The following is a 16,315-nucleotide window of genomic DNA, read 5'->3' as shown; positions in this document are numbered from 1 at the left end:
ATATTTGCCTTTCTGTCACCAAGGGTTTTAAAAACATCAAAACATACTGATTTGTTTGTTATCAGCGAAAGCAGGGGAAGCCGCGAGTTCAGGTAACTCTGTTTGTTTTTGTAATATTCCGTATAGCGCGCGAGCAAATTCTGGTGCGTCAATATTGTCTGGCGTATGGATCATCAAATAAGGTTGTTTTCCTTCAGCAATCCAACTTGGGATCTTAGCTAGCCAAGGTTGAAAGAAAGGAAGGTTAGCCTCTAATTCAGGATGACCGATAAAGCGAATCATTGGATGTGAGGCAGTAGAGACCGCATGAGCCGGCACCTTTGGTTTCTTCTTGTGGGCATCAATAACGGCATCAGAGACTGGCGCCGCGGAATGCACGGGTCGGCTATCCATGATAATTCGGTCTATCCCTTCCTCATAAAGCCAGCGATTCAACTCCTGCTCTTCTTTCCCTTTATTGAAAAACTCTAAATGCCTGACTTCAACGCCAAGAGGGAAGCCCTTGGGAAATAGACGGCAAAAGGATTTAAGGGCTGGTAAATCGCGTGGGTTGAAGTGTGCAGGAAGCTGAATCGTCCACATACCGACACGGTGATGTATCGGTTCCATCACGCTCATGAATTCTTTTAGCAGTGCTTCGCACCCATGAAGCTTATGTACATGAGTGATGCTTTTAGGGAGCTTAAAAGTAAATCGAAAGTCATCATGGGTAGCGGCTTTCCAATTTTGAACTGTGGAATCAGAAGGCGTAGCGTAAAACGTTGTGTTGCCTTCTACGGTATGAAACACCCGAGCGTATTTCTCCAGCCTTTCCGAGTTCTGAGTCCCACTGCCATAAAACCCCGCCTGCCATGCATTGTGAGACCACATGGTTAATCCTAATCTTATTGGCAAGGTGCCCATATCCAGTGATGTCCTATGTTTAAGATCGTTTAACCCTAAATATACTCTGAGCATAAATGTTCCTTAGAACAAATGCTGCATACCCAATCAGTAAGATGATAAAGTTTTCCCCTCAGTTTGTGTGATAACTATATCATTTGGGTAGAATAAACATAGTTACAGTAACAGCTACCGAGAATTGGTAGCTACTCTTTTAAGATTTATCGAAGCACTTATGGCGACGATTTACAGGCTCTCCTGGCCATAGAGACTTCCATTCAGTAAGGATTTCATTATTTTCTTTGGTCAACTGTACTAGACTTTCATTTACCTTATATACCTGAACACCATAGAGATTTTTGATACTTCCATCAGTATATGAAGTGAATAGAATATTCAGTGTGTTATCGACTAGTAGACTCTGACATGTGATGCTTTCATTCGTTTGAAAGCCTAAAATTGTAAGAGAACAACTGTTGTTTTCAATTTTAAGTTCATATTCTGACCATGTGTTCAGTCCAGAATTACTTTTTCCCATATCAAGCTCGCAACCATAAGTTCCATCCCACTCATAAGAAACTGAAGCAGATGAAGCGAAACTCGCTGAAAGTAATATACCTAGAATCCAATTCATTGTTTGTTTAGCCTATGTAGCCCGATTTTAGCCCTTTGTGATACTTCTGAGAGACTTTGATAGAAATCTCACTCAGAGTTATATTTCCGTCTTTATTTTTGTCAAATCCTGAGTTTTGCTTGTAGGCTATGGTACCTTTCTTAAATAAAGCATGTGATGTGGGTTTACCAATAGCGGCTGGATACAAGATCGCCATGTAAACATCTTCCAATTTCTTTATGCGATTCCTGTATGGCCAAAAATATTTTTTAACATAGTCTAGTTGTTTTACTGGCGTCATTCTGGCTAGTTTTTCCGTAGTGGTTCCCAGCCCCTTAGCTGTTGACGGCATAAATTGGATTAGTCCGGTAGCCCCGCTGCCAGCAGCGTTTTTAATTTTTGGGCTGAATGTTTCCCCAGTTTCAAATGCCATACAAGCCATTAAAAAGTCGGGATTTATTCCTAGCTCTTTACAAACTAGCACAACCTTATTCTTAAAATCAGGTGAGACTTTCGCTCCCCAAGCTATAGTCCGTCTAAGTGGGCTGAGTGATACCTTGGGTTCTACCTTTTCATAATGTTTTGTATTAAACAAAGAAGCAAACCCTTTAGCTTGCTCTTTAGGTTTAGCTAGGAATAGAGAAAGTGCTTTCCATGTTTTTCCTTTTGTGTCTATCAATGAATCTGGTTTACGATATTTCAGTATTTCCTTTTGAAACCAATAAATTCGGTGTCGAGTATTGGGTCCGCATTTCCCATCAATACTGAGTAAGCTTAGTGGTCCTAGAGATGCACGATTCAATGCTTCCTGGACGTTTTCTACATCGGCTTTCCTATTGGTTCCTTTTAAACCAACAGAATTTGAAATTTGCATTTTTATCATCCACTTATAGTAAGAATCAAAAATCTACAAAAAATCAAATTCAATTTCTTCATGTAAATTAAGAATTAGAAGCTACGTCTATTAAACTTGTAACTGTTTGAAATGTAATTTTCTATAACTACTTATTTTTAATCGGTCTTCTTAGCTTATTCAATAATTAGAAAATTTAGGGCTGATTCTAGTTATTCATAGTTAGAGCTGTACTGAAGGTCGATTTCGTGTTCTTGAATCTAAGCTATTTGGATTGGGTTTAGCGAAATTTTCGCGCTATAATCGGCCCCAAATTTTTTACTGTTTTGTCGTTTTTAGGCGAGATCTGCCTAAAAAAGTAGCAAGGCAAGATAAAACACAATGAATTGTGTGTGTAATGGTCGATTTATGTGAACATTACGCGTATAAATGGCACTTTGCACTGTCGATAATATCAAGCATCGGCAGCTTAGAAATTGATAACTAATTAGAGATTGGGAAATTCATTATGCGTACCCATTATTGTGGTCACCTGAACAAGTACCTTGCAGGGCAAACTGTAGAACTGTGCGGCTGGGTAAACCGTCGCCGTGATTTAGGCGGTCTTATCTTCATTGATATGCGAGATCGTGAAGGTGTAGTTCAGGTAGTCGTAGACCCGGATATGGCAGATGCTTACGAAGTAGCTAACCAGTTGCGTAATGAATTTTGCATCAAATTGACGGGTGAAGTTCGCGCTCGTCCAGACAGCCAAATTAACAAAGACATGGCGACAGGCGAAGTTGAGATTCTGGCGAAAGGCTTGGAAATCATCAACCGAAGCGATGTGCTTCCATTGGACTTCAACCAGAATAACTCTGAAGAGCAGCGTTTGAAGTTCCGTTACTTGGACCTACGTCGCCCTGAAATGAGCGATCGCATCAAATTGCGTGCAAAAGCTTCTAGCTTTGTTCGCCGCTTCCTAGATGACAATGGTTTCCTAGACATTGAAACGCCAGTGCTGACAAAAGCAACACCTGAAGGTGCTCGTGACTACCTTGTTCCTAGCCGTGTACACAAAGGCAGCTTCTACGCTTTACCTCAGTCACCTCAGCTGTTTAAGCAGCTTCTGATGATGTCGGGTTTTGATCGCTACTACCAAATCGTTAAGTGTTTCCGTGATGAAGACTTGCGAGCGGATCGTCAGCCTGAATTTACCCAAATAGATATCGAAACTTCGTTCATGAGTGCGGATGAAGTTCGTGCAACGACTGAAAAAATGGTTCGCGATATGTGGCAAGAGCTACTGAACGTAGATTTGGGTGAATTCCCAATTATGCCGTTTAGTGAAGCGATTCGTCGTTTTGGTTCTGATAAACCTGATTTGCGTAACCCGCTTGAATTGGTTGACGTAGCCGATCTAGTGAAAGACGTTGAATTCAAAGTTTTCTCTGGTCCTGCGAACGATGAAAAAGGTCGTGTTGCTGTAATACGTGTTCCTGGTGGTGCTAAGCTAACTCGTAAGCAAATCGACGGGTACGGTGAGTTCGTTGGTATCTACGGCGCGAAAGGTTTGGCGTGGATGAAAGTGAACGATCGCGCAGCTGGTATGGAAGGCATTCAGTCTCCAGTGGCTAAGTTCCTAAGTGAAGAAGTCATCAGTGGCATTCTAGAGCGTACTGGCGCAGAAACGGGCGACATCATCCTGTTTGGTGCAGACAAAGCGAACACGGTTGCGGAAGCGATGGGCGCACTTCGTTTGAAGTTGGGTAAAGATTTAGAATTAACCAATGAATCTGCTTGGGCACCACTGTGGGTTGTCGACTTCCCAATGTTTGAAGAAGATGGCGAAGGTAACCTACATGCCATGCACCACCCGTTCACTTCTCCCCTGGGTGTGACAGCACAAGAATTGAAAGCGAACCCTGCCGCAGCAAACTCAAATGCATACGATATGGTCATTAATGGCTACGAAGTGGGCGGTGGCTCTGTTCGTATTCATAATGCAGAAATGCAAGCGACCGTATTTGATATTTTGGGCATCGATGCAGACGAGCAACGCTTGAAGTTTGGATTCTTGCTGGATGCACTTAAATTCGGTACGCCTCCGCATGCTGGCTTAGCATTTGGTCTAGACCGTTTGGTTATGTTGTTGTGTGGAACGGAAAATATCCGTGACGTGATTGCATTCCCTAAAACGACGGCAGCAGCGTGTCTACTAACGGATGCACCAAGCTTAGCTAACCCAGCAGCTTTGGATGAGCTAGCGATTGCGGTAACGGTAGCAAAAGAAAAAGACGCCGAGTAAGCGCAAATAAATGAATGAAAACTCCCGCAATTGCGGGAGTTTTTGTTTTAATGAAGATATATCCAGAACACTTAGATGAATCTTATGTGGCACATAAATGCAGCGTCTGAGTATTCCACTAACATAAAAGGTGAATTATGGCTGGTCACAGTAAATGGGCGAACATTCGTCACCGTAAAGCGGCGCAAGATGCCAAACGAGGAAAAATCTTTACTAAGTTGATCCGAGAAATCGTTGTATCAGCAAAAGAAGGCGGTGGTGAGCCTGAAAACAATCCTAGGCTTCGTGCGGCTATTGATAAAGCTCTATCTAACAACATGACGCGAGACACAGTTAACCGTGCCGTTAGCCGAGGTGCTGGTGGTGAAGGTGACGATAATATGGAAACCGTCATCTACGAAGGTTATGGACCTGGTGGAACGGCCGTTATGGTCGAATGCATGACAGATAACCGAAATCGAACTGTTTCGGGCGTGCGACATGCTTTTTCTAAAGCGGGTGGTAACTTAGGCACTGACGGAAGCGTGAACTATCTTTTTGATAAGAAGGGTGTTATCTCGTACGCGCCAGGTCTGGATGAAGACGAAGTAATGGAAGCCGCGTTAGAAGGTGGTGCCGACGACATTGAAACAGGGGCTGATGGCGCAATTGATGTGTACACAGATCCTGCAGATTTTGGTGATGTAAAAGATGCCTTGGATTCAGCAGGCTTCGAGGCTGCAAATGCTGAAGTGTCGCTAATACCGTCAACCAAAGCTGATCTCGATGCTGATACCGCCCCGAAACTTTTACGTTTGATTGATGCGCTTGAAGATTTGGATGATGTCCAAGAGGTCTATCATAACGGTGATATTTCAGATGAGGTTGCAGCCACGCTCTAAACTTCGCAAAGGCGTGATGTGCGTAAAGGAAAGGTATGTGGGCGTGCACAATGCGGATATAAACGTATTGGTAAAAGAAAAGCCGCCCGTATTTGAAAACGTACATCGTGGCAGTCCTTTTTATATGGGAAACTTTTATGTCGATAATTCTTGGTATTGATCCAGGATCTCGCATTACTGGCTACGGAGTGATCCGTCAGCAGGGTAGGCACCTTCACTATTTGGGGAGCGGCTGTATTCGCACTTCGCATGACGATTTGCCGAGTCGATTAAAACAGATCTACGCAGGCGTGACCGAAATTATTACTCAGTTTCAACCTGACGTATTTGCTATTGAGCAAGTATTTATGGCGAAAAACGCCGATTCAGCGCTGAAGCTTGGGCAAGCACGTGGAAGTGCAATTGTGGCAGCAGTGAATGCCGACTTACCCGTTTATGAATATGCAGCCCGTCTTATTAAGCAAGCTGTTGTGGGAACAGGTGGTGCAGACAAATCTCAAGTTCAGCACATGGTCACGAGTATGCTTAAACTACCTGCAAAACCTCAAGCGGACGCCGCTGATGCGTTAGGTGTGGCGATATGCCATGCCAATACGAATAAAACGCTTGTAGCGCTTGCGGGTAAAGCCACAAGTGCCAAAAAAGGGCGATATCGGTAATCCTCCCAAAATTGATTGAACTGGCTATCCATCCAGTAATCCATTATTATCATTTTCACTGAATTTTATTCCATAGGACAAGATTGTGATCGGACGCCTTCGCGGTATTTTGATAGAGAAGCAGCCACCAGAACTATTGATTGAAGTTTCTGGCGTAGGGTATGAAATACAAATGCCAATGAGCTGTTTTTATGAGCTTCCTAAAGTGGGTGAAGAAGCCATCATCTACACTCATTTTGTGGTACGAGAAGACGCTCAACTGCTTTACGGGTTTAATACAGTGAAAGAGCGTGCTTTATTCCGTGAAGTAATCAAAGCCAACGGTGTTGGACCTAAACTGGGTTTAGGGATCTTGTCGGGCATGACAGCAAGCCAATTTGTTTCATGTGTGGAGCGTGAAGATATTTCCACTTTGGTTAAGCTACCAGGAGTCGGTAAAAAAACCGCAGAGCGCCTTGTTGTTGAAATGAAGGATAGGCTTAAAGGGTGGGGAGCTGGTGACCTATTTACACCTGCTACCGATGCTGCACCTATAGATTCTGCACCACAAAATAACGAACAAAACGCAGAAGAAGAAGCGATCAGTGCGTTGCTTGCCTTAGGATATAAACCACAAATGGCTTCTAAAGTCGTTTCGCAGATTGCCAAGTCAGGAATGAGCAGTGAAGAGCTTATTCGTGAAGCTTTAAAATCGATGGTATAACTTTCAAAATAGTAGATATTTATGATCGAAGCAGACCGCCTAATTGCGCCGGAAAACCCAACCTTCAAAGAAGAAGATGTGATTGACAGGGCGATACGCCCTAAAAAACTTGAAGATTACCAAGGTCAGGACCATGTTCGTAACCAAATGGAAATCTTTATTAAAGCGGCGCAACTGAGAAGTGAAGCCCTTGATCATCTATTGATATTTGGTCCTCCAGGGTTAGGTAAAACCACACTTGCGAATATTGTCGCCAACGAAATGGAGGTGAATATTCGCACCACATCTGGTCCAGTATTAGAAAAGGCGGGCGATCTCGCTGCACTTCTGACAAATCTCGAAGAAAATGACGTGCTCTTCATCGATGAAATTCATCGGTTGAGCCCAGTCGTTGAAGAGGTACTGTACCCAGCCATGGAAGACTACCAGCTCGATATCATGATTGGAGAGGGACCGGCGGCTCGCTCCATAAAAATTGATTTACCCCCTTTCACCTTGATAGGTGCAACTACGCGAGCGGGCTCACTCACTTCGCCTCTACGTGATCGCTTTGGTATTGTTCAACGGCTGGAGTACTACAACGTAAAAGATTTGAAAAACATTGTGCAGCGCAGTGCAAATTGCTTAAACCTTTCTATGGAGCCAGAAGGGGCTTTGGAAGTGGCTAGACGCGCTCGTGGTACGCCGCGTATTGCAAACCGCCTACTAAGGCGTGTGCGCGACTATGCTGAAGTAAAAGGCGATGGACATATATGCAGTGACATTGCTGATAAAGCATTGAACATGCTCGATGTGGACAGCCAAGGCTTTGACTACATGGATCGTAAGCTACTGCTTGCCATTATGGAAAAATTTACGGGTGGACCAGTAGGTTTAGATAACTTAGCAGCGGCCATTGGTGAAGAAAAAGACACGATAGAAGACGTAATCGAGCCGTATTTAATACAACAAGGCTATTTGCAAAGAACGCCTAGAGGCAGAATCGCAACAAGTCGAGCATATTTACACTTTGGGTTCGATAATCCAACAAAATAACAACATTAAATTACGTACAGTGCCATCATTAGAAAGTTGGCACTTGCGACAACTTCCCCTTCCAAAGAACCAACTTTTTCGACGTGCCACAAATTTTTTGCAGTTTCTTTCAGAACATTTTGGAATAAGAATCTAGCACGTAATTTCCCTCCGAATATGGTTAATGTGATCTATATCAACATAACTTACTCAAGAAATCCTACCTTGATTGATATAGATCAATTTGGTTGTTTTTTAATCGCCATTAACCTTTGGTTTTTGACCTAAATCAAAGCAGATCTGTGCCATAAATCTTTTGAAACATACTGATTTTATCGCTAATATTAGCCCAAGCTATATTAGCTGATACTTAACAATAAACTAACCATTTGGGTACAGGATTGCAACAATAAGCAGCTATTTCGCAACATTTTACGTTGCTTGTTATTTATTGTTTCAACCGAGTAACCCAATATACGCTGCAATGTGTATCGGTGTCACTCAGCCGACACGAAAGGAGTTACCATGATTGATGTAGTTGATCTGTCGCGGTTGCAATTTGCACTCACCGCGATGTATCACTTCCTATTCGTTCCATTGACTTTAGGTATGGCTTTCCTGCTTGCCATAATGGAATCGCTCTATGTAATGACCGACAAGCAAATCTACAAGGACATGACAAAGTTCTGGGGTAAGCTTTTTGGTATTAACTTTGCTCTCGGTGTCGCAACCGGTCTCACAATGGAATTCCAGTTTGGTACTAACTGGTCCTATTACTCCCACTATGTTGGTGACATATTTGGTGCACCACTAGCCATTGAAGCTCTCGTCGCTTTCTTTTTAGAGTCCACTTTTGTCGGTCTTTTCTTCTTTGGTTGGGACAGGCTATCTAAGCGACAGCATTTAGTCGTGACTTGGCTAGTAGCATTAGGTTCGAATTTCTCTGCTCTTTGGATTCTCGTCGCCAATGGCTGGATGCAAAACCCAGTTGGTGCTGAGTTCAATTTCGAAACCATGCGTATGGAAATGGTGAGCTTTTCTGAAGTTGTCTTAAATCCAGTTGCTCAAGTTAAGTTCGTACATACTGTGGCTTCAGGCTATACCTGTGGCGCGATGTTTGTACTTGGTATCAGTGCTTACTATCTATTGAAAGGGCGTGACGTCGCTTTCGCTCGCCGCTCGTTTGCCATTGCCGCTTCGTTCGGTATGGCTGCAATCTTATCTACGATTGTTCTTGGAGATGAGTCTGGCTACGAGTTGGGCGAAGTTCAGAAAGTAAAACTGGCTGCTGTTGAAGCCGAGTGGCACACAGAGCCTGCGCCTGCGGCCTTTACTGTATTTGGTTTGCCAAATCAGGAAACCATGGAAACAGATTACGCCATTAAGATCCCTTACGTAATGGGTATTATCGCAACGCGTTCTTTTGATGAACAAGTGACAGGTTTACGTGAATTGCGTGATGACCACGTTGATCGTATTCGCAGCGGTATGTATGCGTATGAACTTCTTGAAAAGCTTCGTGCAGGCGAGCGTTCAGAATCCAATTTAGCGGCGTTCGATGAAGTGAAGGGCGATTTGGGTTATGGCTTACTTCTGAAGCGATACACTGAAAACGTGACTGATGCGACTGAAAGCCAAATTCAAGCAGCAGCCGATGATTCTATTCCTACTGTATGGCCATTGTTCTGGTCGTTCCGAATCATGGTTGCGTGTGGCTTTATCATGTTATTCGTATTTGGTGCAGCGTTTGTTCAAACTTGTCGCCAAAGAATTGAACAGAAACCTTGGATTCTTAAAGCAGCGCTATTCAGTATTCCACTGCCATGGATTGCTATCGAAGCAGGATGGTTTGTTGCTGAGTATGGTCGTCAGCCATGGGCAGTAGGTGAGATATTACCTGTACATGTCGCTGCATCGGCCCTGACGGCAGCAGAAATCTGGACGTCATTGTTTGTGATTCTTGCTCTGTATACGGTTTTCTTGATTGCTGAAGTTTACTTAATGGTGAAGTTTGCTCGTAAAGGTCCTAGTAGCCTGAAAACGGGTCGTTACCACTTTGAACAGAATGCAGACTCGATCGAAGACAAAGTCGGTCGCCAAGTAGAAGCTTAAGCAAGGAGATTTAAGATGTTTGATTACGAAATCTTGCGATTCATTTGGTGGGTACTGATTGGTGTCCTCTTTATTGGCTTCGCAATTACCGATGGATTCGACATGGGCGTGGGTGCGCTGGTTCCTGTCATCGGCAAAAACGACACAGAACGTCGTGTCATGATTAACTCAATTGCACCACATTGGGATGGCAACCAAGTTTGGCTGATCACCGCTGGTGGTGCCTTGTTTGCCGCTTGGCCTTTGGTATACGCCACCTCGTTCTCTGGGTTCTACCTAGCAATGGTTGTGACACTGGCCGCCTTATGGTTGCGTCCAGTCGGCTTGGATTACCGTTCAAAGATTGAAGATCCAAAATGGCGAAAGTCTTGGGATATTGCCATTTCAATCAGTGGCTTCGTGCCTCCTCTAATCTTTGGTGTCGCATTTGGTAACTTGCTTCAGGGTGTTCCATTCAAGTTGAGTGAATTCTTAATGCCAACGTATCACGGTTCGTTCTTCGGTCTTTTGAACCCATTTGCTTTGCTTTGCGGTGTGGTTAGCTTATCGATGATTGTGATGCAAGGTGCAACATGGCTTCAGATGAAAACCACCGACTCAGTGCATGACAGAGCTCGCTTTGTCGCTCAAATTTCAGGTGCGTTAGTCATTGTTACATTTGTTGGTGCTGGTTTCTGGGTACAAAACATGGATGGCTACGTTGTTGTTAGTGGGCTGGACATTGCGGCTCAATCTAATCCATTGAACAAAGTGGTGGAAGTTAAAGAAGGGGCGTGGATGCTTAACTTTGAGAAGTACCCATTGATGTGGGTAGCACCTGTTATTGGTGTGGTCATGCCATTGCTAGCGATCATTGCATCTCGCTTTGAAAAAGGGGGGCTTGCGTTCTTAACATCAAGCCTAACCAATGCGGGTGTCATTCTTACCGCAGGTTTTGCTATGTTCCCATTTGTTATGCCGTCTAATGAAGTACCAAACCACAGTCTGACGATGTGGGATTCTACTTCAAGTGAGTTGACACTGAATCTGATGACTGGCGTCGCTTTTGTAATGGTGCCTATTATTCTGGGCTACACATCATGGACGTACTACAAAATGTTTGGTCGTCTTGATTCGAAGTTCATTGAAGAAAACAAAAACTCACTTTACTAAGGAGCATTACTATGTGGTATTTTGCATGGATCTTGGGTGTATTGCTGGCGTGCGCGTTTGGCATCATCAATGCTCTTTGGCTAGAGCACACAGAAATGATGGATAAGGACAGTGAAGAATAACTTAGCAGACAAAGTCGCTGAGCTCCACAAACCTATGGACAGAGCCCTTTTACGGGCTCTTTCCTTATTGTTGGCGTTTGGCAATGTGGGGCTCTTTATGTGGGAGCCAAACCAATATGCAGAAGAGATTGGTGGCTTTAGTGCATTTTTAGGGCCGCTGTTTATCTACAGCGTATGCTCTAGCATGGTCTATGGAATAGGGTTTAAACCAAGGCATTGGGTTTGGCAGATTTACTTTAGCCCCTATTTATCAATCGCAGCCCTCACTTACTTTACTCTAGTGCGCTTTGTTGTATAGCTCGTGCTTAAACATTCGCCTCTCAGAGCAGTTATCAGACAACTGCTCTCGTTTTTTTGGTGTTAACCACAAAAAATCCCTTTATTTTTCCTGACGAAGTCACAACATAAGGTATAGTTACGTTTTATATTTTTTGTGATTGGTGTCTTGGTGAAAGGGGAATTTACGCGCATCTTTGAGTGGTCTATTCGAATTTATTACGAAGACACTGATGCGGGTGGTTTGGTATACCATTCTAATTATCTTAACTACTTTGAACGTGCTAGAACGGAACTTCTGAGATCGCTCGGAGTCTGTCAACAAAGACTTCTTACTGAAAACTTCGGTTTTGTTATACGTCATGTTGAAATGGATTTTCTACAAGGCGCAAGATTGGACGACCAATTGACAGTAAGAACATCAATTTCTGAATTAAGGCGTGCTTCCTTGGTATTTTGTCAGGAGTTAGTTAATCCTGACGGCAAGACATTGTGTCGAGCAACAGTTAAGGTAGCATTCGTTAACACAAAAACAATGAAGCCTCAGGCAATCCCAAGCTCAATGACTGCGGAGTTAATAGACAGTGACAGCTGATATTTCAATTTTAGATCTTTTCTTACAAGCAAGTTTACTCGTAAAGCTCGTGATGCTGACTTTACTCGGTATGTCAGTGGTTTCTTGGGCGATGATTATTAAGCGCAGCAAAATTTTAAAAGAAGCATTAAAAGACGCAGACCGATTTGAAGATAAATTTTGGTCGGGTGTAGACCTTTCTCAGCTTTATCAAGAAGTGAAAGCTCGAAAAGATAACATTGGTGGAACCCAACAAATTTTCTATTTGGGCTTTACCGAGTTTGCAAAGTTACGCCGCTCCCCTGGTACTTCTCCTGAATTTGTGATGGAAGGAACGGGTAGAACGATGCGAGTTGCCGTTGCTCGTGAAGTGGACGAGTTGGAACAAAGCTTGCCGTTTTTAGCAACCGTAGGCTCAATTACTCCTTACATCGGGTTATTTGGTACGGTTTGGGGCATTATGCATGCCTTTATAGCGCTTGGTGAAGTCAAACAAGCGACGCTTGCTATGGTAGCCCCTGGTATAGCAGAAGCGCTGATCGCAACAGCAATGGGGCTTTTTGCTGCGATTCCTGCTGTTATGGCGTACAACCGCTTCAGCAATCAGGTGTCGAAACTAGAGCACACCTACGCAACATTCTCGGAAGAATTCCACAGTATTTTGCACCGTCAGGCTATCGCTGGTAAGGAACAGTAATGGCAGGTTACCAGCGTAAGAAAAGAAAGCTGACGGCAGAGATTAACGTCGTACCTTATATCGACGTTATGCTGGTACTTCTAATTATCTTTATGGTGACGTCGCCGTTTGTTACGCAAGGCGTCGAAGTTGAGTTGCCAAAAACAACAACAGCGCAGCCTGCGTCTGACTTAGCAGGAGACAGCGAAGCGAGCTTTATCATTGTAGAAATAGACAAAGATGGGCAATTAGGGCTCAGCGTGAACGATGAAGACGTTATTCGCGGTCTTAGTTTGGAAGACATAATTGTTCGAGTGAAAGCTGAAATATCTCTTGCGCCAGATTCTCCAGTTGCAGTGGGAGGCGACGCCGCCACCCCATATGCTGAAGTCGTATTGGTATTGGATGAGTTAAGCCGAGCAGGCATCCCTAAAGTGGGTTTGCTGACGGATTTAAGATAGGGACGCATCGGTTCATCGATGAAAAATAAGAACAACTATACCTCAGCAATCATTGTATCCGCCGTTTTGCACGTAGTGCTTATTGGGGGACTTCTATGGGGCGCGGACTTTTCCGAGCCAAAGAAGGACACAACAGGCAATATGGTTCAGGCGGTTGTGATTGATCCAAAAATGGTTCAACAGCAAGCTCGAGAAATAAGACAGCAAAGAGAAGCCGCTCAACGCGCTGAAGAAGAGCGCTTAGATAAATTAAGAAAGCAAAGCGAGCAGCTAGAGAAAAATCGAAAAGCTGAAGAAGAGCGAATTCGAAAGCTCAAGCAAGAAAAAGCCAAGGCAGAAAAGGCCGCGAGAGAAGCAGAAAAAGCGCGCCAGAAGAAAGAACAAGAGCGTAAGGCTGCAGAACAAAGAGCAAACAAAGAACGTGAGCGTGTCGCTAAAGCTGAGGCAGAACGTAAAGCCAAAGAAGAAGCGGTGAAAAAAGCAGAGGCAGAGCGAGTTAAAAAAGAAGCTGCTATAGCCAAAGCTGAACAAGAAAGGGTTGCGAGAGAAAAAGCGGCCAAAGAAGCAGAAGAAAAAGCCAAACGTGAGCGTGAAGCAGCTAAGAAGGCAGAGGCAGACCGCATAGCGAAAGAAAAAGCCGCGAAAGAAGCCGCTGAGAAAGCTAAAAAAGAAAAAGAACGTTTAGAGCGCCTTGAAAGGGAACGAAAAGAGCAAGAAGCTGCTCTAAACGACATCTTTGCTGGTCTTGAAAGTGAAGTTTCTCAAAATTCTGCTGCAAAACAGCAGCATGTTGTCAGCGAAGTACAGAGATATGGCGCAATTTATAAGCAACTTATTCAGAGTCGACTATTGAGGGATGACTCATTTGTGGGAAAGTCGTGTAAAGTCAATATGCGCCTAATACATACCGGTAACAATGCTATTGTTAATGGCGTTAAAGTATTAGGCGGTGACTCTCGCGTGTGTACCGCAACCAAAAGTGCGATTGCGCAAGTTGGCTCTTTCCCTGTCCCAAGCGACAAAGATGTGGCAGAAGAGCTAAAGAATATCAATCTAACTGTTGAATTGGATTAAAAGGACTAAGAAGTGACTAAACGCCTTTTACTAGGACTGCTGGTGCTGTTTACCAGCATGGCGAATGTAGCCAACGCCGCTTTAGAGTTGGTGATCACGGATGGCATTGATTCGGCTCGACCGATTGCCATCATTCCATTCAAATGGGAAGGTGAGGGTAAGTTACCTCACGATATCAGCGCGGTTATATCCTCTGATCTTCAGCGCAGCGGTAAATTTAGCCCAGTTGCTCCTAACAAAATGCCTCAAACGCCTTATTCCGATGTCGATGTCGACTTCTCGTCTTGGACAGCTCTTGGTGTTGATGCTTTGCTTACTGGGTCGGTGACCAAAAAAGCCGACGGTAACTATCTCATTGAATACCAGCTTGTTGATGTTGTACGTGGTCAATTGACGAGTGGGCAAAGCAAAGCCCTAAGTGATACAGGCGAGCTTGTACTATCAAAGGACCATGTTTTATTTAATAAGCGCGCTACGGTTCCAGGTCCAAGATTACGTGAATATGCACACCGAATCTCTGATCTTGTATACGAGCAGCTAACTGGTGAAAAAGGTGCATTCTTAACGCGTATTGCGTATGTTGTTATTAATGATAAAGAGAAATTTCCTTACCAGCTCAGAATTGCAGACTATGATGGTTATAATGAACGCTTAGTATTGCGTTCAAAACAGCCATTGATGTCTCCAGCTTGGTCTCCAGATGCTCGTCAGCTTGCGTATGTTAGCTTTCAAAATGGACGTGCTGAAATTTTCTTAATGGATATCTATTCCGGTAAACGTGAGAAGCTCACGTCATTCCCTCGTCATAATGGTGCGCCAAGATTCTCACCAGACGGTAAAAAACTGGCAATCGTATTGTCAAAAACCGGAAGCCTTCAGGTCAACGTTCTCGATTTGCAAACTAGAAAGTTGAAGCAAATAACGAGAGGTAGAGCAAATAATACAGAACCATTTTGGCATCCTGATGGGCAATCACTAATATTTACCTCGGATCGGGGTGGTAAACCTCAGATATATCGAGTAAATTTGTTAGACGGTGCGACCAACCGTCTAACTTGGCAAGGCAGCCAGAACTTGGGTGGGCAAATCACACCTGATGGAAAGTTCATGATTATGGTTAATCGGAACGACTCCGGGTTTAATTTGGCCAAGCAAGATTTGGAAACAGGAGCCGTACAAGTGTTAACAAAAACACAATTGGACGAGTCTCCAAGTATTGCGCCAAACGGTGGTATGGTCATTTACAGCTCCATGTATAGGAAGAAGAATGTACTTTCTATGGTCTCTATAGATGGTCGCTTTAAAGCTAGATTACCGGCAACGAATGGGCGCGTAAGAGCTCCCGCCTGGTCACCATTTTTGTAGAAATACCCATTTGTATGTAGTTCGGCAAATCGGTTAAAACAAAGTTTCGGACAAATAAGGAAGAAAAAGATGCAACTTAATAAAGTTCTTAAAGGGCTTCTGATTGCGCTACCAGTACTAGCTGTTACGGCATGTAGCTCAAGCGACAAAGCGGCAGAGGCTTCTACTACTTCTCAAACAAACAATACTGAGCAAGTGGTAAAAGAAGCAACTACTGAAGTAACGCCACTAGAGACAGGATCTCAGCTAACAGAGCAAGAGATCAAAGAAGCGCAACTTCGTGAAACTCAGACTGTTTACTTTGCGTTTGATAACTCAACAATCTCGTCTGATTACGAAGATATGCTAGCGGCACACGCGGCATTCATCAGTAAAGACCCTGCACTTAAAGTACGCATCGAAGGTCACGCTGATGAGCGTGGTACTCCAGAGTACAACATTGCACTAGGTGAGCGCCGTGCTGAAGCAGTCGCTAAATACCTTCAAGCTCTAGGTGTTCAGGCAGACCAAATCGAAGTAATTAGCTTCGGTGAAGAACGCCCTCTACTTCTAGGTCAAAGCGAAGACGTTTACGCTAAAAACCGTCGCGCTGTACTAGTATACTAATAGGA

General features: G+C 43.9%; 18 protein-coding genes. 15 read left to right on the top strand and 3 right to left on the bottom strand.

Annotated features, from left to right (window positions below):
- Positions 1-36: 36 nt before the first annotated feature.
- The 3 genes from Q8W40_RS01390 to Q8W40_RS01380 form a co-directional block, all read right to left on the bottom strand.
- The gene (locus tag Q8W40_RS01390) at positions 37-903 is read right to left on the bottom strand and encodes a DUF72 domain-containing protein (protein WP_305395851.1); all 867 of its coding nucleotides are present in this window, start codon (positions 901-903) and stop codon (positions 37-39) included.
- 193 nt (positions 904-1,096) lie between these two features.
- Positions 1,097-1,516, bottom strand: coding sequence for a DUF5991 domain-containing protein (locus Q8W40_RS01385; RefSeq protein ID WP_305395559.1), 420 nt, complete (start codon positions 1,514-1,516; stop codon positions 1,097-1,099).
- 7 nt (positions 1,517-1,523) lie between these two features.
- The gene (locus Q8W40_RS01380; RefSeq protein WP_305395558.1) at positions 1,524-2,369 is read right to left on the bottom strand and encodes a transglycosylase SLT domain-containing protein; all 846 of its coding nucleotides are present in this window, start codon (positions 2,367-2,369) and stop codon (positions 1,524-1,526) included.
- A 487-nt stretch (positions 2,370-2,856) separates the two neighbouring features.
- On the opposite strand from Q8W40_RS01380, the gene aspS reads away from it, so the two are divergent.
- From aspS to pal, 15 genes are all read left to right on the top strand, one after another.
- The gene (aspS, locus tag Q8W40_RS01375) at positions 2,857-4,635 is read left to right on the top strand and encodes an aspartate--tRNA ligase (RefSeq protein WP_305395557.1); all 1,779 of its coding nucleotides are present in this window, start codon (positions 2,857-2,859) and stop codon (positions 4,633-4,635) included.
- Positions 4,636-4,772: 137 nt separating this feature from the next.
- A complete protein-coding gene (locus tag Q8W40_RS01370) occupies positions 4,773-5,516 on the top strand; it encodes a YebC/PmpR family DNA-binding transcriptional regulator (protein WP_101112110.1) in 744 nt (247 codons plus the stop codon).
- 137 nt (positions 5,517-5,653) lie between these two features.
- Complete coding sequence (gene ruvC / locus Q8W40_RS01365) at positions 5,654-6,175, top strand: crossover junction endodeoxyribonuclease RuvC (RefSeq protein ID WP_101112112.1); 522 nt, start codon at positions 5,654-5,656, stop codon at positions 6,173-6,175.
- Positions 6,176-6,260: 85 nt separating this feature from the next.
- Positions 6,261-6,878, top strand: a complete 618-nt coding sequence (ruvA, locus tag Q8W40_RS01360) for a Holliday junction branch migration protein RuvA (protein ID WP_305395556.1) — start codon at positions 6,261-6,263, stop codon at positions 6,876-6,878.
- 21 nt (positions 6,879-6,899) lie between these two features.
- Positions 6,900-7,913: a Holliday junction branch migration DNA helicase RuvB gene (gene ruvB, locus Q8W40_RS01355; RefSeq protein WP_126607168.1), complete on the top strand. Its 1,014-nt coding sequence runs from the start codon at positions 6,900-6,902 to the stop codon at positions 7,911-7,913.
- 504 nt (positions 7,914-8,417) lie between these two features.
- Entirely contained in the window at positions 8,418-10,004 is a 1,587-nt protein-coding gene (cydA, locus tag Q8W40_RS01350) for a cytochrome ubiquinol oxidase subunit I (RefSeq protein ID WP_101112118.1), read from the top strand.
- A gap of 15 nt (positions 10,005-10,019) precedes the next feature.
- Positions 10,020-11,156: a cytochrome d ubiquinol oxidase subunit II gene (gene cydB / locus Q8W40_RS01345; protein WP_305395555.1), complete on the top strand. Its 1,137-nt coding sequence runs from the start codon at positions 10,020-10,022 to the stop codon at positions 11,154-11,156.
- A gap of 11 nt (positions 11,157-11,167) precedes the next feature.
- Complete coding sequence (gene cydX, locus Q8W40_RS01340) at positions 11,168-11,278, top strand: cytochrome bd-I oxidase subunit CydX (RefSeq protein ID WP_004398540.1); 111 nt, start codon at positions 11,168-11,170, stop codon at positions 11,276-11,278.
- Entirely contained in the window at positions 11,268-11,576 is a 309-nt protein-coding gene (gene ybgE / locus Q8W40_RS01335; RefSeq protein ID WP_126607166.1) for a cyd operon protein YbgE, read from the top strand. Before cydX ends, ybgE begins: the two co-directional genes overlap by 11 nt.
- Before the next feature lie 150 nt (positions 11,577-11,726).
- Positions 11,727-12,149, top strand: a complete 423-nt coding sequence (ybgC, locus tag Q8W40_RS01330; protein ID WP_305395554.1) for a tol-pal system-associated acyl-CoA thioesterase — start codon at positions 11,727-11,729, stop codon at positions 12,147-12,149.
- On the top strand, positions 12,139-12,825 hold the full coding sequence (gene tolQ, locus Q8W40_RS01325; protein WP_305395553.1) for a protein TolQ: 687 nt from the start codon (positions 12,139-12,141) through the stop codon (positions 12,823-12,825). The genes ybgC and tolQ overlap by 11 nt, the downstream gene beginning before the upstream one ends.
- On the top strand, positions 12,825-13,265 hold the full coding sequence (locus Q8W40_RS01320) for an ExbD/TolR family protein (RefSeq protein WP_305395552.1): 441 nt from the start codon (positions 12,825-12,827) through the stop codon (positions 13,263-13,265). Before tolQ ends, Q8W40_RS01320 begins: the two co-directional genes overlap by 1 nt.
- 18 nt (positions 13,266-13,283) lie before the next feature.
- Positions 13,284-14,339, top strand: a complete 1,056-nt coding sequence (gene tolA / locus Q8W40_RS01315) for a cell envelope integrity protein TolA (protein WP_126607165.1) — start codon at positions 13,284-13,286, stop codon at positions 14,337-14,339.
- A gap of 12 nt (positions 14,340-14,351) precedes the next feature.
- A complete protein-coding gene (gene tolB, locus Q8W40_RS01310; protein WP_305395551.1) occupies positions 14,352-15,704 on the top strand; it encodes a Tol-Pal system beta propeller repeat protein TolB in 1,353 nt (450 codons plus the stop codon).
- 69 nt (positions 15,705-15,773) lie between these two features.
- The gene (pal, locus tag Q8W40_RS01305; RefSeq protein ID WP_101112134.1) at positions 15,774-16,310 is read left to right on the top strand and encodes a peptidoglycan-associated lipoprotein Pal; all 537 of its coding nucleotides are present in this window, start codon (positions 15,774-15,776) and stop codon (positions 16,308-16,310) included.
- Positions 16,311-16,315: the final 5 nt, after the last annotated feature.

The organism is Vibrio penaeicida (assembly GCF_030689305.1).
Classification (GTDB): Bacteria; Pseudomonadota; Gammaproteobacteria; order Enterobacterales; family Vibrionaceae; genus Vibrio; species Vibrio penaeicida_B.
Note: the sequence above shows the minus strand (reverse complement) of the source record. Positions and strands in the feature narration are given on the sequence as shown.